The organism is Streptomyces sp. RG80 (assembly GCF_040446465.1).
Classification (GTDB): Bacteria; Actinomycetota; Actinomycetes; order Streptomycetales; family Streptomycetaceae; genus Streptomyces.
Map to the genome: position 1 here is coordinate 782,442 of NZ_JBEAAJ010000002.1, position 20,634 is coordinate 803,075.

A 20,634-nucleotide genomic window follows, 5' to 3' on the forward strand; every position below is an offset into this window, starting at 1 on the left:
CGTGGGGGGGGCCGGTTCAGGTGTGCCGCACCACGACGGCCGTCGCGAGCAGCCCGCGGCGCACGGTCCAGCGGCCTTCGAAGCGACCGAGCCGCCGGCCCCCCACCGTCGGCCCGGGTACGAGGAGTTCGGCACTCAGGCCGCCGCCGCACCCTTCACCGGGGTCGACGAAGAACTCGATGTCGGCCTCGGTGAAGTCGAGCCACTTCCCGGTGAGCGGGAACCACGCCTTGTAGACGGACTCCTTGGCGCTGAACAGCAACCGGTCCCAGTGGATGCCGGGCCGCTCCTCGGCCAGCCGCCGCAGCCGGTCCGCCTCGGCGGGCAGGGAGGTGACGGCGAGGACTCCGTCGGGGAGCGGCTCGTGGGGCTCGGCGTCGATACCGAGGGCCGCCAGGTCGGCGGCGCGGACCAGGGCGGCGGCACGGTAGCCGTCGCAGTGGGTCATGCTGCCGGTCAGCCCGGCCGGCCACCTCGGGGCGCCCCCTGCGCCGGGGACGAGGGGCTGCGCGGGGACGCCGAGCTTCTCCATGGCCCGGCGGGCGCAGGCGCGCACCGCGGCGAACTCGCGGCGGCGCTTGTCCGCCGCCCGCGCCACGACCGCGGCCTCCTCCGGGTAGAGGGTCGCGGAGCCGTCGTCACCGTACGTCTCCACGGCCACCACCGAGTCCGGCAGCAGCTCCTCGATCACGGGGCCCGACCTCCCTGGGCAGTATGCGACGCAGCCGGCCCGGCGGGTCGGGGCGCTCGCGCCACTCCCGGGGGTATCCGACCGACACCTCTTCGAAGCGGACACCGTCCTGCCAGGTGGTCCGCGGGATGTGCAGATGACCGTAGACCATGGTGTCGACCCGGAATCTGCGGTGCCAGTCCGCCGTGAGCTGCGTACCGCACCACATGGCGAACTCGGGGTGCCAGAGCACCTCGGTCGGGTGCCGGTGCAGCGGGTAGTGGTTGACCGGCACCGTGGGGAGGTCGGCGGGCAGCTCGGCGAGCCTGCGCGCGGTCGCCTCGACCCGGGCCCGGCACCAGGCCTCGCGGCTCGGGTAGGGGTCGGGGTGCAGCAGGTGCTCGTCGTTGCAGACGATGCCCGTGCCGTGCGCGTACGCCAGTCCCTCGTCCTTGGTAGCGCAGCCGGCGGGCAGGAAGGAGTAGTCGTACAGCAGGAACAGGGGGGTGACGACGACCGGGCCGCCGGGGCCCTCCCAGACGGGGTAGGGGTCCTCGGGGGTGATCACGCCGAGCTCTCGGCACAGCGCGACGAGGTGGTCGTAGCGCTCGACGCCGCGCAGGGTGACCTCGTCGCTCGGGTGGGTCCACAGTTCGTGGTTGCCGGGGACCCAGACGACCTTGCGGAAGCGGCCGGCGAGCGTCTCGAGGGTCCAGCGGATCGCGGAGACGGTCTCGGCGACGTCACCGGCGACGAGGAGCCAGTCCTCGTCCGACCCGGGGCGCATGGCCTCGACGAGGGCGCGGTTCTCCGGATGGCCGACGTGCAGGTCACTGATGGCCAGCAGCTGTCCGGCACCACCGGCCCTCGACGTCACCACTGTCCCCCTAGGAGCGCACGAATGGGACCACGACAGCACATTCACGGCGCCCGGACAAGCGTGCCCGCTCCGCACGGCACGGCTCGGCGGCGGCCCGACGTCACCCCGGCAACGGCCTGACGTGCTCCGACTTCGATCCGACTGCGGTTCGGGGCGGAGATAGTTCAAGATCGAAAAATCCGTAACACGCGCGTTGCACGCAGGGGCTCCGGAAGCCGTATGATCGCCCCAACACCACCGTCATTAACTTGCCTTCGCGCAGGGCGGTTTGGTGTCCCTCCACACACCCTGGCCGGGCTCGGCCTGCTTCGCCGTGCCCGAAAACCCCGAAAGGCGGCCTGCATGATCTCTCGCGTACGCGTCTGGCTCAACCGCACGTACGCGGAGAACGTGTTCTTCATGGATCAGCTCCGCCGAAATCCCAGTGATCGCGCGGTCGAGATCCATGCGACGCACGGTGACCCGGACTCCCCCGTGCTGGCCGCCGCCGACACCGCCGAGCTGGAGCCGGAGGGCCTGTCCCCGGCCGCCTACGTCGAGTACGCGCTCGACCAGTGCGCCCGCCGCGGCATCGACGTGTTCGTGCCCCGGCTGCACCAGTCGGCGGTCGTGGCGCACCGCGCGGAGTTCGAGGCCGCCGGTACCGCGCTGCTGGCGCCGCCGCCGGAGGCCGTGGCCGTCTTCCACGACAAGGTCATCGCGTACGAGGCCGTCCAGGCGATCGGCGTGCCCGTCCCGCCGTGGTACCGGGTGCGGACCGCGGAGGAACTCGTCGTCGCCGTCGAGGAGTTGGAGGCGGGCGGCCACAAGGCGTGCTTCAAGCCGGCGTCCGGGGCGGGCGGAGTGGGCTTCCGCGTGATCACGCGCGCCCCCTTCTCACTCGTTCACCTCAACGGCTTCCCGGGCCCGTACGTGCCGCTGGACGTGGTCGTGGACGCGCTGGCGCAGGCCGACGAGCCGGTGGACTGGCTGGTCATGCCGCGTCTGGAGCAGCCGGAGGTGTCGGTGGACTGCCTCACGGGCCCCGACAACCGGATCCGGCTTGCGGTGGGCCGCACCAAGAACGGCCGCCGTCGCGGGTTCACGCTGCACGAACAGTGGCTGGAGCCGGCGCGGCTGATCGCGGAGGGCTTCGGACTGCACTACCTGTCCAACATCCAGTTCCGGATGTTCGGTGACACGCCGGTCCTGATGGACGTCAACACGCGGCCCGCTGGCGGACTGCACCAGCTGTCGCTGTGCGGGGTGAACGCGCCCTGGGCCGCTGTGCAGTTGGCGCTGGGCGAGGACCCCGGGGCGATGGAACCGCCGTTCCTCGGACAGGACTACACGGTGGTGTCGGGACCGCGGCAGCTGCGCCCGGTGGCGATTCCGCATCAGCGGGCGGAGCTCTCGGAGCCGTTGCCGGTGCCTGCGGCGCCTGAGCCGGTTGCCGTCGACTCCGTCTCGGCTGCGGGTCAGGTACTGCCTCTTTAGGTCGTCGGCCGGGTGCGGGGAGACTGTGGCTGGTCGCGCAGTTCCCCGCGCCCCTTGAGGCCGGTCCAGTTCCGTCAGTTGGCTTGACAGGTTGATTGGTCCATACCAACTTGGTTGCGCACTCCTCTGCCCTCCCGAACACCCCCATTTACTTCAGGGAGATCGCGTGCGCAACCCACTCAGACGTCCCGGACGTCGACTTCTCGTCCTCGCCAACTCCGCCGCCCTCGCATTGGCCGGAGCCATCGCCCTTCCCGGTACAGCTCAAGCGGCCAATGTCCTGACCAATCCCGGGTTCGAGTCAGGGGCGCTGAGCCCCTGGTCCTGCACCGGAAATCTCGGGTCGGTCGTCTCCTCCCCCGTGCACGGCGGCGGCAAAGCGCTTGCCGGAGCCGTCAGTTCGAGCGACATCGCCAAGTGCAGCCAGACCGTCACCGTGCGCCCCAACACCGCCTACACGCTGAGCGGTTGGGTGCGCGGCAGCTATGTCTACCTCGGCGTGGACGGCGGTTCCTCCACCTGGACCTCGTCGCCCTCGTCGTACAGCCAACTCAGCGTCTCCTTCACCACCGGTGCCTCGCAGACGAGCGCCACCGTCTACACCCACGGCTGGTACGCGCAGGGCACCTATTACGCCGACGACATCAACCTCGACGGTCCGGGCGGCGGTTCGGACACCCAGGCGCCGAGCGCGCCCTCGAGTCTGAGGTCCACCGGGAAGACGTCGTCGAGCGTGTCGCTGGCGTGGAACGCCTCGACGGACAACGTCGGTGTCACGGCGTACGACATCTACAGCGGGTCGAACCAGGTGCTCAGCGTCTCCGGTACGAGTGCCACGGTCAGCGGGCTCGCCGCCAGTACCGCCTACACGTTCACCGTGCGGGCGCGGGACGCGGCCGGGAACTCCTCCGGGGCGTCCAACGCGGTGAGCGTCACCACCGACGCGGGCGGCGGGGGCGGCGGGTTCAAGCAGGCCGCGCCCTATCTCTACCTCGGCTGGGGCGATCCGCCGAGCGCGACCTCGGTGATGAGCGCGACCGGCGTCAAGTGGTACACGATGGCGTTCATCCTGTCCTCCGGCGGCTGCAACCCGGCCTGGGACGGCAGCAGGCCGCTGACCGGCGGCAACGACCAGAGCGTCATCAACTCCATCCGGTCCGCCGGCGGCGACATCGTGCCGTCGATCGGCGGCTGGAGCGGCAACAAGCTCGGCCCGAACTGCTCGAGTGCCGAGGCCCTGGCGGGCGCCTACCAGAAGGTGATCGACGCCTACGGGCTCAAGGCGATCGACGTCGACATCGAGAACACCGACGAATTCGAGAACGCGACCGTGCAGGACCGGATCCTGAACGCCCTGAAGATCGTCAAGGCGAACAACCCGGGGCTGCGGACCGTCCTGACCTTCGGCACCTCGACCACCGGCCCGACGTACTGGGGCAACCGGCTCATCGAGCAGGCCAAGGCGCTGAACGCCGGCATCGACGTCTTCACGATCATGCCGTTCGACTTCGGCGGCGGCGCCGACATGTACGGCAACACCGTGAACGCGACGGAGGGGCTCAAGACCAAGCTGAAGTCCACCTTCGGGTGGGACGACGCCACCGCCTACGCCCACATCGGCATCTCCGGCATGAACGGTCTCTCCGACCAGCAGGAGCTCACCTCGCCCGCGACCTGGACCTCGATCCGGGACTGGGCGAACTCCCACCACATCGCACGGCTCGCGTTCTGGTCGGTCAACCGTGACCGGCCCTGCCCGGGCGGCGGCGTGGTCAGCAACTGCTCCGGCATCAGCCAGAGCAACTGGCAGTTCACCTCGATCACGGCCGGCTTCACGGGCTGAGCGGAGCGAGCCGAGTCGACCGAGCCGAGTCGACCGACCGGACACCCCCACGCCTGCGCCGACTCGGCCGGGCGTGGGGGCAGTTCGACGTCGGCGCCGGTCCGGCGCGCCGACTGTCCTCGGTCTCGCTGTCCTCAGTCTCGTCCGGAGCCCCGGTACAGCTCCAGCTCCCCGTCCAGTTCGACCGCGAGCACCGTGGCGTGCGGGTCGAGGTCGGCCTCGGCGGGCGGGTCGATCCACAGCACGCCGACGGCCTCGTGCAGGCCGCCGACCGTGCGGTGGGCGAGTTCGGTGCCGGTACCGAGGACGGTGACCCGGCGGACCGGGGTGACGAGTCCGCGGACGCCGATCTCGGCGCGCGGGATGTCGTACAGGGTGAGATAGAGGGTGCGGCGGTCGGCGGAGAGGGTGCTGGGCCCGTAGTGGTGCCCGGCCGGCAGCCCGCGCACCGTCCCGTACACCGCCTCGGAGTGCTTCGCGATCCACTCCCCCAGCCCCTCGAGGCGCTCCACCTGCGGCCTCGGGATGGTGCCGTCCTCCATCGGGCCGACGTCGAGCAGCAGGTTGCCTCCGCCGCCGATCGTCTCGGTGAAGTAACGGACCAGCCGGTTCAGCGACTTGTGGTTGTGGTCCTGGTGCTGGTAGCCCCACGAGTCGTTGATGGTCAGGCACAACTCCCAGGGACCGGCGGGCGGTTCGATGGGGGCGCCCTGTTCGGGTGTGGCGTAGTCGCCCTCGCCGAGCATGCGCGCGTTGAGGACGACGTCGGGACTGTACGAGCGGATGAGCGCGGCGAGTTCGGGGATGCGCCACTGTTCCTCGGTGCGCTCCCACTCGCCGTCGAACCACATCAGGTCGGGCCGGTAACGGGAGGCCAGTTCGCCGACCTGGCCGTCCCGGTAGGCGAGATACCGCCCCCAGGCGTCCAGGTCCTCGTCCTCGGCGGCGCACTCGGAGTACCGGTTGTCCTCCATCCACGCCGGACGTTCCGGCTTGCGGGTGGTGGCGTAGTCCGGGTGGTTCCAGTCGGAGTGCGAGTAGTACAGGCCGACCTTGAGACCCTTCTCGCGCAGCGCCTCGGCGTAGGGGCCGAGGTAGTCCCTGCCGAGGTTGAGGTCGCCGTACGCCGTGTCCCACAGGGCCACACCGTCATGGTGACGGCTCGTCAGCACGGCGTACTTCGCCCCGGCGCGGGCGAACAGGTCCGCCCACGCGCGGGGGTCGTACCTGGCACCCGTGAAGCGGTCCAGCTGGGACATGTACCGCTCGTGCGGCACGATGTCGTCGTAGAACGACCAGGACTCCTGGACGCCGTCGACGGCATAGATGCCCCAGTGGACGAAGATCCCCAACTTGGCGTCGGTGAACCAGGGTTGCATCGGCACGGGGTCAGCTCACCTCGGCACGCTTCAGACGCAGGGTCAGGATCTGGAAGGGGCGCAGCGTGACCGGGACCGTGCCGTCGACCGCCGCCTCGTCCTCGGTCAGCGGACGCTCCAGGAGGTCGGTGACCTTGGCGCCGGCGAGCGGGAAGCCGGTGCGCAACACGCCCTGGGCGCGGCCGCCGCGGGACTCGTAGAGCCGGACCACCACATCGCCCGAGGCGTCGTCGGCGAGCTTGACCGCCTCGACGGTGATGCCCTCGCCGTCGACGGAGACGACCGGCTCGGGCGCGCCCGCCGCATCCGCCACCCGGAGCGGGAGGTTGAGTGCGTAGCCCTCGGCGACGGCGTCCTCGATGCTCGCACCGGGCAGCAGCGAGTAGGTGAAGCGGTGCTTGCCCTGGTCGGCCTCCGGGTCCGGGATGCGCGGGGCGCGGACCAGGCTGAGGCTGACCTTGGTCGTCGTACCGCCGTCCTCGCGGACCGTGCGGGAGACGTCGTGGCCGTACGTCGAGTCGTTGATGACGGCGACACCGTAGCCGGGTTCGGCGAGGTGCACCCAGCGGTGGCCGGAGACCTCGAAACGGGCCGCCTCCCAGCTGGTGTTGGTGTGCGTGGGGCGCTGGATGTGACCGAACTGGATCTCCGCGGAGGAGTGCGGGGCGCGGATGTCGACCGGGAAGCCGGCCTTGAGGATCTTCTCCGCCTCGTGCCAGTCGATGTCCGTCTCGATGTCGATACGGGGGCTGCCGGCGCGGACGCTGATCGTCTGGGTGATCTTCGAGCCCTTGCCGAAGGAGCGCTCCACGCGGATGGCGCCGACGAGCGGGTCCTCCTCGACGACCGTGATGGAGTCGGCGTCCAGCAGGTCCGTGAAACGGTTCTTGTAGTGCTTGTCGATGTCCCAGGCGTCCCAGTAGTTCGGGAGGTCGGTGTGCAGCCGGAGGAGGTTGCCGGGCTCGGCGAGGACCTCACGGTCCGCGCGGATGTCGTATACAGACGACAGTGTGCCGTCTTCCGCCATCTGTACACGGACCAGACCGTTGTCGAGGACGCGGCCCTCGACCGTGACCGGGTGCGCGGGATCGGCGGGCGCGAGCGGCGCGCTGCCGTTCGCGGGCACCGTCACGTACACGGGCGCGCCGGCGCCGTCCCGGACCACCTCGGCACGGTCGTACGGGCTCGTGTTGAACACCCGCGACCCGCCGCCGCCCAGCGCCGCGACCGCCTCCGCCGTCAGCACCTCCAACTCCTCGGCCACACGCGCGTATTCGGCCTCCGCCTCGCGGTGCACCCAGGCGATGGACGAGCCCGGCAGGATGTCGTGGAACTGGTGCAGCAGGACCGTCTTCCACAGCCGGTCGAGCTTCTCGTACGGGTAGCTGTAGCCCGGCGCGTGCAGGGCGGCCGTCGTCGCCCACAACTCGGCCTCGCGGAGCTTGTGTTCGCTGCGCCGGTTGCCCTGCTTGGTGCGGGCCTGGGAGGTGTAGGTGGCGCGGTGCAGCTCCAGGTAGAGCTCGCCGTTCCAGACGGGGGCGTCCTCGTACTCGGCGCGGGCCTGGGCGAAGAACTCGTCGGGGTGCTCGACGACGACCTTGGGCGAGCCCTCCAGGTCGGCGAGGCGGCGGGCGCGTTCCATGATCTCGCGGGTGGGACCGCCACCGCCGTCGCCCCAGCCGAAGGGGGCCAGCGAGCGCTGACCGGCGCCCTTCTCGGCATAGTTGCGGACCGCGCGGTCCATCTCCTCGCCGCTGAAGCGGGCGTTGTAGGTGTCGACGGGCGGGAAGTGGGTGAAGATGCGGGTGCCGTCGATGCCCTCCCACCAGAAGGTGTGGTGGGGGAACTTGTTGGTCTGGTTCCAGGAGATCTTCTGGGTGAGGAACCACTCGTTGCCGGCGAGCTTGGCGAGCTGCGGGTAGGCGGCGTTGTAGCCGAAGGAGTCCGGCAGCCAGACGCCCTTGGTCTCGATGCCGAAGTGCTCGATGAAGAACCGCTTGCCGTGGATGAGCTGGCGGGCGATGGCCTCGCCGCCGGGCAGGTTGCCGTCGGACTCGACCCACATGCCGCCGACCGGCGCCCACTGGCCCTTCTTCACCGACTCCTGGATGCGGGCCCACACGTGCGGGTAGTTGTCGCGCACCCACTCGTACTGCTGGGCCTGGGAGCAGGCGAAGATGAAGTCGTCGTACTCGTCGGCCAGGGCCGTGACGTTGGAGAAGGTCCGGGACGTCTTGCGCTTGGTCTCGCGGATGGGCCAGAGCCACGCCGAGTCGATGTGGGCGTGGCCGACGCCGGAGACGGTGTGGGCGCTGGCGTGGGCGGGCTTGGCCAGGACCGGGGCCAGCACCTCGCGGACCGCCGCCGCGCTGCCGGAGACGTCGTCGAGGTCGAGGACGTCCATGGCCCGGTCGAGGGCGTGCATGATCTCGTGGCGGCGCGGCTCGTGGTCGCCGAGGTGGACCATGACGCCGAGCAGCACCTGGATGTCCAGGTCGAGGTGGAAGACCTCCTCGTCGAGGACGGCGATCTCGGCGCGGCGGAATGTATACAGTGGACGGTCGCCTGCCGTCAGTACATCGCCGAGCGGCGTCGGCTCGGAGAAGTTGTTCGCCAGGATGTCCGGGTTGGAGGCCGCCTCGACCAGGTAGTCGATCTGCTCGCCGCCCGTGGCCGGGTTGGCGATCGGCACGTACTGGTTGAGCGGGTTGACCGCCTTCAGCGGTCGACCGTCGGCCAGGTGGACCAGGGCCTCGGCCTGGTTGCCGGGCCAGTCGCCCACGAAGCCGAGGTCGATGACCGCCTCGACGCGCTTCCCGGCGAACGCGGCCGGCACCTCGCCCCGCATCCGGAACCAGGTGGTGCCCCAAGGCGGTCCCCAAGGGGTACCCATGGCGAAGGGCTCGTAGCGTGCGGCCGCGGCCTCCTCGAAGGGCACCGGCTCCCCGGGCGCCTGCCAGGCCTCGACCTCGAAGGGGACGGTGGCCGCGTAGATCGCGGGCTTGATGCGCTGGGTGTGGAGGCGCTCTACGCGTTCCTCGATCCGGCGGCGTTCGTCGTGCATGGAGGGCTCCAGAGAGGAGGAAGGCGGAAAGAAGTAGGGGAAAGCGCTTACCGGCAGGTCTTCACTTAAGGTACGCCAGGCCCGGATGGACCTCGGAGTAGCCCTCCACCAGCCGACGGGCGACGTTCACCGAGTCGACGAGCGGGTGCAGCGCGAACGCCTTCACCGCCGTCGTACGGGATCCGGACTCGGCGGCGGCGAGCACCTCCCGCTCGACCGCCTTCACCGCGCAGACCAGGCCGGTGGCATGGTCGGGCAGCGGGTCGACGGCGACCGGGTGGGCACCGTTGGCGTCGACGAGGCACGGGACCTCGATCACGGCATCGTTGTCGAGCACGGAGAGCGTGCTCTGGTTGCGGACGTTGAGGATCAGGGTGGTGCGCTCGTCGCGGGCGATGGCCCGCATCAGGGCGAGGGCGACCTTCTCGTAGCCGCCGGAGAGGTCGTCGGCGTCGCGTTCGCCGGCGCCGGCACTCTCCCGGTTCTCGGCCATGTAGGTGGCCTCGCGCTCGGCGCGGGTACGGTCCCAGGCGGTCAGCGCGGCGGTGTCGGGGCGCTTCATCGCGTCGTAGAACCCGGCCTGCTGGTCGCGCAGGAACGCGCCGCGCGTCTTGTCGACCTGCTGGTAGGCGCGGACGGCCTCGCGGTTGAAGTAGTAGTAGTGCAGGTATTCGTTGGGGATGGATCCGAGCGACTGCAGCCAGTCGACACCGAACAGTTTTCCCTCCTCGAAGGAACCGAGGAGTTCGGGGTCGGCGAGCAGTCGCGGGAGTTCGTCCCGGCCGGCGATCCGCAGGCCGCGGACCCAGCCGAGGTGGTTGAGGCCGACGTAGTCGATCCAGGCCTCCTGCGGGTTCGCGCCGAGCACGCGGGCGATACGGCGGCCGAGGCCGACCGGTGAGTCGCAGATGCCGATGACGCGGTTGCCGAGGTGGCGGGACATGGCCTCGGTGACGAGACCGGCCGGGTTGGTGAAGTTGATGACCCAGGCGTCGGGGGCGAGGCGGGCGACCCGCCGGGCGATGTCCTCGGCGACGGGGACCGTGCGCAGGCCGTAGGCGATACCGCCGGCGCCGACGGTCTCCTGGCCGAGGACGCCTTCGGCGAGGGCCACGCGTTCGTCGTTCGCCCGGCCCTCCAGGCCGCCGACGCGGATCGCGGAGAAGACGAAGTCGGCGCCGCGCAGGGCCTCGTCGAGGTCGGTGGTGGCGGTGACGGTGGGGGCGTCGTCGACGGTCGACGCCTGTTCCGCCAGTACACGGGCGACCGCATACAGTCGACTGTCGTCCAGATCGTGCAGAACGACTTCCGTGACCCGCCCCTCGGCGCGATCCGTCAGGAGCGCCCCGTACACGAGCGGGACGCGGAATCCGCCGCCACCCAGAATCGTCAGTTTCACACTTGCACCTTTCCTGCCACGTTCACCGCGACGCCCGCCTCCTCCAGGGAGGCTCGCGTCGCCGCGTTCACCGGCGCGTTCGTCACCACCACGTCCAGGTCCTCGGGACCGCAGACCTTCGCCATCCCCGTACCCGGGAACTTCGCCGCGTCGGCGAGCAGCACGACCTTGTCGCTCGCCTTGATCATGGCGCGCTTGACCGGCACCTCGACGACCGTCGTGTCCATCACCTGCCCACCGGGGCGCACTCCACTGGTGCCGAGGAAGAGCCAGTCGGCGTGCAGCTGGCGGAGGTTGTCCTCGGTGAGGAAACCGACCAGGGAGCGGTACTCGCGGCGGACCATGCCGCCGAGCAGGACCAGTTCGATGCCCTCGTCGTCGGCGAGCTCCTCGTAGACCACCAGGTTGCTGGTGATCACGGTGAGGCGGCGGCCGTGCAGCTGACGGGCCAGCCGGAAGGCGGTCGTGCCGATGTCGAGCAGCACCGACTGACCGTCCTCGATCATCGCCGCCGCGTGCGCGGCTATGACGTCCTTCTCGGCCACGCGCACCTCGGCGACCTCGGCGAAGGGCTGGTCGCCCTCCTCCGCGCGGGCCCCGCCGTGGACGCGGGTGAGGAGCCCGTCCTCCTCGAGTTTGACCAGGTCACGCCGGATCGTGGCGGGGCTCACACCCAGCTGTTCGGAGAGGTCGGTCACGGCCGCGGGACCGCCGGAGCGCAGGGCTCGGAGGATGAGTTGATGTCGTCGTTCTGCCAGCACGTCGTGAACAGTACTCGTCATTGCCAATCATTTCTATGCTCACTTCTGCTCAGGTATTGACCAATCGTGCGGAGCGGCGCACGATTCCGGTCATCGAAATTGACGTGTTTTGACGAGAGGCGCTGCCGGTGGATGACGACAGGCCCGATGTGCTGCTGACCGGGCTGCTCTTCTACGACCTCGTCCTGACCGGGCTGGGCAAGCCGCCGACGCCCGGCGAGGAGATCTGGACGGCCGGCATGGGCTGCGGCCCCGGCGGCATCGCGAACCTCGCGGTGGCCGCGTCCCGGTTCGGTCTGCGGACCTCCCTGGCCACCGTCTTCGGCGACGACTTCTACGGCGAGTACTGCCGGGACGTCCTGTGCGACCAGGAAGGCATCGACCTCTCGCTCTCCCGCACCGCCGACGGCTGGCCCACCCCCGTCACCGTCTCCCTGGCCCAGGGCGACGACCGCGCCCTGGTCACCCATGGCCAGGAACCCCCGTACTCGCAGGACACGCTGATGGGCGACCCGCCCGAGGCGCGCACCGCCCTCGTCCACCTCGAGGCCGAACCCCGCGAGTGGATCGCCAGGGCCGCCGCGAACGGCACCCACATCTACGCCGACGTCGGCTGGGACCCCACCCAGCAGTGGTCCACGGACCTGCTGGACCAGCTGAAGCTGTGCCACGCCTTCCTCCCCAACGAGACCGAGGCGACGGCCTACACCCGCACCGACAGCGCGGTCGCGGCGCTCGGCACGCTCTCCGAGCTGGTGCCGGTCGCGGTGGTCACGCGCGGCGGGGACGGCGCGGTCGCGGTGGACCAGACGACGGGCGAGTACGCGGACGTCCCGGCCCTCGACATCGATGTCCTGGACGCCACCGGCGCCGGCGACGTCTTCGGCGCGAGCTTCGTCGCGGCCTCGCTCGGCGGCTGGCCGCTGGCGGAGCGGCTGCGGTTCGCGGTGCTCGCGGCCGGGCTGTCCGTCCGCCATCCGGGCGGGGCGCTCGCGGCACCCGGCTGGTACGGCGTGGACCGCTGGTGGCGGTCGCTGTCGTCGGCCGACCGTGAACTGTCGCCTGCCGACCGTGAACTGAAGACCGCATACGGTTTTCTGTCCGACCGGATCCCGGCCGATCCCGGGCCTCCCGTCCAGTACGCCCCCGTCACACCCCCCGCACGGCAGCTCTGATCCGTCCGACCCCCCCCCGTACATATGCGAAGACCCGAAATCCCCCGAAAGGCGGTGGGAGCTGTGCGGCTCTCACGAAGAGGCCTGCTGCGCGCGGGCCTGGCCGGTACGGCCGCCACGGCGCTCGGCGGCCTGGCGTCCGGCTGTGCCGTTCCGACCGGCTCGACCGGCCGGAACATGGTCCTGTGGTACTGGAGCGGCGGTCTGAGCGACACCGTCGTGAAGAACGCCAAGGCCCGCTACGACAGTTCGGTGAGCCTGGACGCCATCCAGATCGGCGGCCAGTACCGCTCCAAGCTCATCACCACCATCACCGGCCAGGCCCACATCCCCGACATCGCGGGGCTCAAGGGCGAGGACATGGCCGCCTATCTGCCGAACGCGGACCAGTTCATCGACCTCAGGACCCTGGGCGCGGAGAAGTACAAGAGCCAGTACCTGTCCTGGAAGTGGGATCAGGGGATCGCCGACGACGGCACGATGGTCGGCTTCCCCATCGACTGCGGTCCGGTCGGGCACTTCTACCAGTACGACGTGTTCCGCAGGGCGGGGCTGCCGTACGAGCCGGACGACGTGTCGAAGGAGCTGAACACCTGGGAGAGCTTCTTCGACGCGGGCGTGCAGTTGGGCAAGCGGGTGTCGGGGGCGAAGCTGCTCACCGACGTCAACTCCGTCTTCGAGAACGTGGTGAACCAGGGCTCCGAGCGGTTCGTCGACAAGGACCGCCACTTCATCGGCGACCAGGAACACGTGCGCCGGGCCTGGGCGCTCGCGGTGGAGGCCAAGCAGCGGAGAATCGTCTCGGACCTGGTCAGCGGCACCCCGGACCAGCTGTCGGCCATCCAGGACGGCAAGCTGCCGAGCCAACTGGGCGCGTCCTGGGCCGCCTTCGACATCAAGAACGGTGTGCCGAAGACCAAGGGCAGGTGGCGGGTGGCCGACATGCCGGTGCGGCCCGCCAACAACGGCGGCTCGTTCCTGTCGATCACCAAGGCGTGCCGGGAGCCCGAGCAGGCCTTCGAGATCATCACCTGGATCCTCAACTCAGCGAACCAGGCCCAGGGTTACGTCGACGCGGGCCTGTTCCCGTCCACGCCCGCCTCGTACGGCCTGAAGCCGATGCAGGAACCGGACGACTTCTTCGGCGGTCAGGTGACGACCGATGTCTTCGGGCCGGCCGCCCAGAAGATCGCGGTCGCCTACAACAGCCCGTTCGACATCGCGCTCGGGCAGCCCATCAAGGACGAGATCAAGAACGTCGGCGTCCTCGGCAAGGATCCCAAGAGCGCCTGGAGTGACGCCATGAGCAAGTGCCGTCGCATCGCGAAGCACCTGGGGGTGAGCTACTGATGGCCGTCCTGGAGCAGACCCCGCCCGCCGTGAGACAACCCGGCGTGACCCAGCCCAAGAAGGGCCTGCGCAAGTACTGGCACCTCTACGCCGCGATCTCCCCCTTCTACCTGATCTTCCTCGGCTTCGGCCTCTTCCCCGTCGGCTTCTCCCTCTACCTGTCCTTCCACCGCTGGGACGGCCTCGGCTCGATGGAGTGGGCCGGGCTCTCGCAGTACCAGTACCTGCTGAGCGACAGCGACTTCTGGAACTCGATCGGCAACACGATCATCATCTGGGCGCTGGCCACCTTCCCCATGATCTTCCTGGCGATGGTCACGGCCGTGATGCTCAACTCCGCGGTGCGCTTCAAGAACCTCTACCGCTTCGCCTACTTCCTGCCGAACGTCACCTCGGTGGTCGCCATCGCGATCGTCTTCGGTTCGATCTTCTCCACCAACGCCGGCATGGTGAACGCCGTCCTGCACGCGGTCGGCATCGACCAGGTGGCGTGGCTGAACACCCCGTGGGGCATCAAGGTCACCATCGCGGCCCTGATGACCTGGCAATGGACCGGCTACAACGCCATCATCTTCCTCGCCGGACTCCAGACCATCCCGAGCGACCTGTACGAGGCGGCGCGGATGGACGGCGCCGGGCCGATCCAGACGTTCTTCCGGATCACACTGCCCCTGCTGCGGCCGACCCTGCTCTTCGTCCTGGTCGTCTCGACGGTCACCGGGCTCCAGAGCTTCTCCGAGCCGCAGGTGCTGTTGCAGACCTCGTCCAACGACTCGACGTTCGCGGGCGGTCCGGGCCACTCGGGCCAGACGATGGTCCTCTACTTCTTCCAACAGACCTTCGACAACAACGACTTCGGGTACGGCGCCGCGGTGGCGTGGGGCATCTTCCTCGTCGTCGTCCTCTTCTCGATCATCAACTGGCGCCTCGTGCAGCGCCGGGGCGACTAGGAAGGGCGCGCATCATGGCATCCGTCAAGGAGTCCCGTACCTCCATCAAGGGGTCCCGCCGCAGAGGGATCGCGCTGCATCTCCCGCTGATCATCGGGACGTTGATCTCGGCCTTCCCGTTCTACTGGGCCGTGATCATGTCGACGCACAGCTCGACGGAGATCTTCTCGTACCCGCCGAAGCTGCTGCCGGGCACGCACTTCCTGGAGAACGTGCGCAATCTCTTCGACGCCATCGACTTCTTCGGGTCGATGTGGAACTCGCTGCTGGTCGCGGCCTCGGTGACCTTCCTGGTCCTGCTCTTCGACTCCCTCGCGGCCTTCGTTTTCGCGAAGTTCGAATTCCCGGGCAAGGGGCCGCTGTTCGGGCTGCTGATGGTCATCTTCATGGTGCCGGCGCAGCTGTCGGTCATCCCGCAGTTCGTGGTCATGGCGAAGATCGGCTGGATCGGCTCGATGACCGCGCTGATCGTGCCGGCCGCGGCCAACGCCTTCGGCATCTTCTGGATGCGCCAGTACATGAAGTCCGCCATCCACGACGAGCTGCTCGACGCCTCCAAGCTCGACGGCGCGAACTTCCTGCGCCAGTACTGGCATGTGGCGCTGCCGGTGGTCCGCCCCGGTCTCGCCTTCCTCGGCATCTTCACCTTCATGGGCCAGTGGAACGACTTCGCCTGGCCCCTGATCGCCCTCACCAACCCCGACAACGTGACCCTCCAGGTCGCACTGTCCCAGCTCAACGGCACCCACGGCACCACCGACTACGGCATCGTGATGACCGGCGCCCTGCTCGCCCTGATCCCGCTGCTGATCGTGTTCGCGGTCGGCGCCAAGCAGATCATCGGCGACCTCGCGAAGGGGGCCGTACGCGGATGACCAGCGATCCCCTGCTGGCTCTGCGCCCCTGGGAGGCACCCGAGGTGACCTCCTGGGGGCGACTGCCCATGAACGCCGTCGACCGGCGCCCCGGAGCACTCCCCCTGGACGGCGACTGGCGCTTCCAGCTGCTGTCCGCTCCGGACGCGCCGGTCGGCGGTGCCTGGTCGACGGCGCGGGTGCCGGGTGTCTGGACCATGCAGGACACCGACGACCTTCCGCAGTACACGAACGTCCGTATGCCGTATGCGGAATTCCCGCCGCTGTCGCCTGCATACAGAAACCCGACGGGTGTGTACGAGCGTACGGTCGACGTCCCGGCCGAGTGGGCCGGCCGCCGGATCGTGCTCCAGGTCGGTGCCGCCGAGAGCGTCCTCCTGGTCCACGTGGACGGGCGGCCCGTCGGCGTCTCCAAGGACTCCCACCTCGCGGCCGACTTCGATCTCACACCGCACGTGCGCCCCGGCGAGCGGGCCACCGTACGGCTGACGGTCGTCAAGTGGTCCGACGCCTCGCACATCGAGGACCAGGACCAATGGTGGCACGGCGGGATCACCCGCTCGGTGCTGCTGTACGCGACCGATCCCCTGCACCTCGCGGACGTGACCGTGCGGGCCGCGTTCAGCGGGGAGCTGCGGGTCGACTGCCGGGTGCGGGACACCGGAGGGGCGCTGCCGGAGGGGTGGTACGTCACCGGCGAGCTGGACGGCGGCCTGATCGCCCAGGACACCGAGTTCGACCGGGCCAACGTCGAGGACGACCGCGTCTCCGAGTTCCTCGGCGAGGTACGGCTGCATACAGTCGTCAGCGATGTGCGGACCTGGAACGCCGAGACGCCCGAGCTGTACGACCTCACCGTCCGCCTGCACCGCGCCGACGGAACGGTCGCCGACACCTCATGTCACCGTGTCGGCTTCCGGGACGTGGAGATCGTCGGCAGGAACCTGCTGGTCAACGGCGAGCGGGTGTTCATCCGGGGCGTGAACCGGCACGACTTCCATCCGCTGACGGGGCGCGCGGTGTCGTACGACGACATGCGCGCGGACCTCGTCCTGCTGAAGCGTTTCGGCTTCAACGCGATCCGGACCGCCCACTACCCGAACGACCCCGGTCTACTGGATATCGCGGACGATCTCGGTTTCTACGTCGTCGACGAGGCGAACATCGAGTCCCACGACCACGCCCACGAGATCGCCGACGATCCGCGCTATCTGAACGCCTTCGTGGACCGCGTCTCGCGGATGGTGCTCCGCGACAAGAACCACCCCTCGGTGATCATCTGGTCGCTGGGCAACGAGTCCGACTACGGCGCGAACCACGACGCGGCGGCGGGCTGGGCGCGGCGGCACGATCCGAGCAGGCCGATCCAGTACGAGGGGGCGGCCAAGCTCGACTGGGCGGCGACGGACGACGCCTCCGACATCGCCTGTCCCATGTACGCGCCGCTGGAGGACTGTGTCGCCCACGCCCTGTCGGGTGAGCAGACCAGGCCCCTCATCCAGTGCGAGTACTCGCACGCCATGGGCAACAGCAACGGCACGCTCGCGGACCATTGGGCCGCCATCGAGTCAACGCCAGGTCTTCAGGGCGGGTTCATCTGGGAGTTCTGGGACCACGGCATTCTCCAGCGTGTGAACGACGGAAGACCGGTCGGGCGTGGGGGCGCCGGGCTCTATGACAACGGTGTCGCCGCGCCCGGCCATCGCTGGGCGTACGGCGGTGACTTCGGCGAGACCATCCACGACGGCGCGTTCATCGCGGACGGTGTCGTCTTCCCGGACCGCACGCCCAAGCCGGTGATGTACGAGCACCGGGAGATCGCGGCGCCGGTGCGCATCGAGTGCTTCAAGCACGAGGGCATCGTGCTCGGCAACCACCAGCACTTCCGCGGCCTGGACTGGCTGGCCGGTGAGTGGGAGCTGTCCCTGGCGGAGGGTGACACGCTCACCGCGCCCGCCGAGCTGCCCGATCTACGGCCGGGCGAGACGGCGGTCGTGCCGCTGCCCTTCGAGGTGCCGCGCGACGGTGGTGAAGCGTGGCTGACGCTGCGGGTGACGACCGCGCGGGACGAGGCGTGGGCGCCGCGCGGCACGGTGGTGTGTCTGCCGCAGGTGCGGCTCCGGGAGGCGTCTCCCCTCCGGTGGGAGAACCGTTCCGGCACGGTCGAGGTCGACGCCGACGGCCTCCTCGTCCACCCCTTGCTGAGCGCAGCCCCCACCCTGTCTCTCTGGCGTGCCCCCACCGACAACGACGAGCTCGGCGGTATGGCGTTGCGCTGGCGGGCCTGGGGCCTAGACGCGCTGGTCCGCAAGGCGGTGTCGGTGCGTGAGGAGAGCGGTGGCCGAGTGAGTGTGGTCGCCGAGTACGCCGGCACGGTCGGTGTGGTGCGGCACCGGCAGGTCCTCACGCCGGTCGAGGGCGGCATCCGGATCGACGAAGAGGCCGAGCTGCCCGAACAGTTCGACGACGTGGCGCGGGTCGGTTCGGTCTTCGAGACGGTGCCGGGGCTCGACCTGCTGGAGTGGTTCGGGCAGGGGCCCTGGGAGTCGTACCCCGACCGGAGCGGCGGCGCTCCCGTCGGCCACCATCGGGTCCCCGTCGACGAGTTGTTCACCCCTTATCTACGACCGCAGGAGAGCGGCGGCCGACACGGCGTACGGCATTTCACGCTCTCCGCGCCGGACGCCACCGGTCTCGCGATCGCACTCGACGAGCCGCGCCAGGTCTCCGTGACCCACTACCGCTCCGAGGACCTCACCGCGGTCACCCATCACGACCAACTGACCCCGCGTGCCGGGTGCGTTGTTCATCTCGACGCGGCCCACCGGGGACTCGGCACGGCTTCGTGCGGCCCCGACACCTTCCCCTCCCATCTCGTCACACCGGGCGTCCACCGCTGGAGCTGGACCCTGCGCGTTCTCTGAACTCCCCCGGCTTTCCCTCTACTTGAGCACTTCTTACGGAGCACACGTGTGCACTTTGCCTGAACACGGGTCCGAGCATGCCCAGGCCGGCGCCGGACGCCGCAGTTTCCTGCGGGCCACCGCACTGCTGGGCGCCGCCGCGACCGCCGGTGTCGCCCTGCCGACGGTCGCCGAGGCGGCCACGTCGAGCGGCCCGCGACCGGACACCGAGAGCCGCCGTTTCACGCTCGCCGTCATGCCGGACACGCAGTACCTCTTCGACGGGCCGAGCATCGACAAGACGCCGGTCGAGGCGTCCCTGCGGTATCTGCTGGAGCACGGGAAGGACGAGAACATCGTCTTCCTGTCCCACCTCGGAGACCTCACGCAGAACGGCGCGGAGGCCGAAGTCGCCGCGATCAGCGAGGCGTTCAGGCTGCTGGACCGGCGTGGGGTCGGCTACAGCGTCCTGGCCGGCAACCACGACGTGAAGTCGTCGACCACCGACCAGCGGGGCGCGACCCCGTACCTGGAGGCCTTCGGGCCGGACCGGTTCAAGGGCAGGAAGACTTTCGGCGGCGCTTCCGCCGACGGCTACAACACCTACCACCTCTTCCGGGCCGCGGGCCGCGAGTGGCTGGTCCTGGCGCTGGACTGGCGGCTGTCGGACAAGGGGTACGCGTGGGCGAAGGACGTTCTCGCCCGGCACCCGAAGACGCCTGTCGTCCTCACCACCCACGAACTGGTCGTCGAGGACGACACCCTGTCGGACTACGGCCGGCAGCTGTGGGACCGGCTGATCGAGGACCACGACCAGATCTTCCTCACCCTCAACGGCCACTACTGGCCCGCCGCCCGCGCGACCCGCAAGAACGCGGCGGGACATGACGTCCACCTGCACCTGACGAACTATCAGAACCGTTACTTCGGTGGCGCGGCGATGATCCGTCTCTACCGTTTCGACCTCGACCGGAACGTCATCGACGTCGAGACGGTCTCGCCGTGGATCCTCGGCCGAGCCGGGAAGGGCCTCAACGAGCTGGAGCGGCAGGAGGTCGAACTCAGCGGTGACGCCGACCGGTTCACGGTCGAGGTCGACTTCGCCGACCGTTTCTCCGGCTTCGACCCGGTGCCCGCGCGTGCGCCGCGGCCGGTGTCGAGGATGCTGATACCGGGCACGGTGGCCTACTGGCGCTTCGAGAGCGCCGCGGGCGCCACCGTCCGCGACCTCTCGGGACGCGGCAACGACCTCTCCCTCGTCACCGTCGGCGGCGGCACCCTGGGCTGGTCCGCCGACCACCACCCCGACCAGCCCGGGCACGGCAGCCTGGAGTTCCAGGGGTACAAGTCCCCGCTGAAGGGCGCGTATCTGCGCACGATCGACGGTGCGCCGCTCAACTCCCAGACGTTCAAGGCCGGTTACACCATCGAGGACTTCTACCGTCTGCCCGCCGACTGGGACCCCTCCCACCATGCCTGGTCCGGCATCGTCAGCCGCACCGGCACAGGCGGCGCCGCCGGGAAGACCGGGGACGACCCCGACGAGCCGCTGGCCACGCTGTCGCTGTCCAACGACCGTGAGCCGCAGTGGGCGATGCGCCCGCTCAACCAGGAGGGCATCGCCACCAACTGGGGCCAGGAGACGCCGCCGGAGACCTGGTGGCACCTCGCGGTCGTCAACGACGGCAGGCACACCACGCTCTACGTCGAGGGCTGCCCCGTGGTCCGCAACCCCAGGCCCACCTCGGTCGGCATCACCTCCGTCGGGCTCCCGTGGCTGCTGGGCGGCTACGAGTACGGCGGGAAGATCGACCAGATCCTGCACGGACGTCTCGGTGATGTCCGCATCGTCGAACGGGCGCTGCCCGTCACCTCCTTCATGACGCACTGACCCCCTTCTCGGGGATCA

The 20,634-nt window shown here is 69.6% G+C and carries 14 protein-coding genes; 8 read left to right on the forward strand and 6 right to left on the reverse strand.

Going from position 1 to position 20,634, the window contains the following annotated elements; all coding sequences use genetic code 11:
- Window positions 1-16: 16 nt before the first annotated feature.
- Together ABKA17_RS09655 and ABKA17_RS09660 are read right to left on the reverse strand one after the other, a co-directional pair.
- A complete protein-coding gene (locus ABKA17_RS09655) occupies window positions 17-691 on the reverse strand; it encodes a 4'-phosphopantetheinyl transferase family protein (RefSeq protein ID WP_353691486.1) in 675 nt (224 codons plus the stop codon).
- Window positions 639-1,547 (reverse strand): metallophosphoesterase family protein, encoded by a 909-nt coding sequence (locus ABKA17_RS09660; RefSeq protein WP_353691487.1) that lies wholly within the window; start codon window positions 1,545-1,547, stop codon window positions 639-641. The genes ABKA17_RS09655 and ABKA17_RS09660 overlap by 53 nt, the downstream gene beginning before the upstream one ends.
- Before the next feature lie 345 nt (window positions 1,548-1,892).
- Between ABKA17_RS09660 and ABKA17_RS09665 the strand changes: the two genes are divergently transcribed.
- Window positions 1,893-3,026, forward strand: a complete 1,134-nt coding sequence (locus tag ABKA17_RS09665; RefSeq protein ID WP_353691488.1) for an ATP-grasp domain-containing protein — start codon at window positions 1,893-1,895, stop codon at window positions 3,024-3,026.
- A gap of 166 nt (window positions 3,027-3,192) precedes the next feature.
- Complete coding sequence (locus ABKA17_RS09670; protein ID WP_353691489.1) at window positions 3,193-4,869, forward strand: carbohydrate binding domain-containing protein; 1,677 nt, start codon at window positions 3,193-3,195, stop codon at window positions 4,867-4,869.
- A 134-nt stretch (window positions 4,870-5,003) separates the two neighbouring features.
- On the opposite strand, the gene ABKA17_RS09675 is transcribed toward ABKA17_RS09670, so the two are convergent.
- From ABKA17_RS09675 to ABKA17_RS09690, 4 genes are all read right to left on the reverse strand, one after another.
- Entirely contained in the window at window positions 5,004-6,254 is a 1,251-nt protein-coding gene (locus ABKA17_RS09675) for an alpha-L-fucosidase (RefSeq protein ID WP_353691490.1), read from the reverse strand.
- A 4-nt stretch (window positions 6,255-6,258) separates the two neighbouring features.
- A complete protein-coding gene (locus ABKA17_RS09680) occupies window positions 6,259-9,312 on the reverse strand; it encodes an alpha-mannosidase (RefSeq protein ID WP_353691491.1) in 3,054 nt (1,017 codons plus the stop codon).
- A gap of 61 nt (window positions 9,313-9,373) precedes the next feature.
- The gene (locus ABKA17_RS09685) at window positions 9,374-10,711 is read right to left on the reverse strand and encodes a 6-phospho-beta-glucosidase (RefSeq protein ID WP_353691492.1); all 1,338 of its coding nucleotides are present in this window, start codon (window positions 10,709-10,711) and stop codon (window positions 9,374-9,376) included.
- Entirely contained in the window at window positions 10,708-11,472 is a 765-nt protein-coding gene (locus ABKA17_RS09690) for a DeoR/GlpR family DNA-binding transcription regulator (protein WP_353691493.1), read from the reverse strand. Before ABKA17_RS09690 ends, ABKA17_RS09685 begins: the two co-directional genes overlap by 4 nt.
- A gap of 128 nt (window positions 11,473-11,600) precedes the next feature.
- Here ABKA17_RS09690 and ABKA17_RS09695 point away from each other — a divergent pair, with 128 nt between their 5' ends.
- From ABKA17_RS09695 to ABKA17_RS09720, 6 genes are all read left to right on the forward strand, one after another.
- Window positions 11,601-12,647: a carbohydrate kinase family protein gene (locus tag ABKA17_RS09695; RefSeq protein WP_353691494.1), complete on the forward strand. Its 1,047-nt coding sequence runs from the start codon at window positions 11,601-11,603 to the stop codon at window positions 12,645-12,647.
- A gap of 63 nt (window positions 12,648-12,710) precedes the next feature.
- Entirely contained in the window at window positions 12,711-13,997 is a 1,287-nt protein-coding gene (locus ABKA17_RS09700; RefSeq protein ID WP_353691495.1) for an ABC transporter substrate-binding protein, read from the forward strand.
- The gene (locus ABKA17_RS09705) at window positions 13,997-14,947 is read left to right on the forward strand and encodes a carbohydrate ABC transporter permease (RefSeq protein ID WP_353691496.1); all 951 of its coding nucleotides are present in this window, start codon (window positions 13,997-13,999) and stop codon (window positions 14,945-14,947) included. Before ABKA17_RS09700 ends, ABKA17_RS09705 begins: the two co-directional genes overlap by 1 nt.
- Before the next feature lie 14 nt (window positions 14,948-14,961).
- Window positions 14,962-15,822, forward strand: a complete 861-nt coding sequence (locus ABKA17_RS09710) for a carbohydrate ABC transporter permease (RefSeq protein WP_353691497.1) — start codon at window positions 14,962-14,964, stop codon at window positions 15,820-15,822.
- Window positions 15,819-18,746, forward strand: coding sequence for a glycoside hydrolase family 2 TIM barrel-domain containing protein (locus ABKA17_RS09715; RefSeq protein ID WP_353691498.1), 2,928 nt, complete (start codon window positions 15,819-15,821; stop codon window positions 18,744-18,746). Before ABKA17_RS09710 ends, ABKA17_RS09715 begins: the two co-directional genes overlap by 4 nt.
- Window positions 18,747-18,792: 46 nt before the next feature.
- A complete protein-coding gene (locus ABKA17_RS09720) occupies window positions 18,793-20,616 on the forward strand; it encodes a LamG-like jellyroll fold domain-containing protein (protein ID WP_353691499.1) in 1,824 nt (607 codons plus the stop codon).
- The last annotated feature ends 18 nt before the right edge of the window (window positions 20,617-20,634 follow it).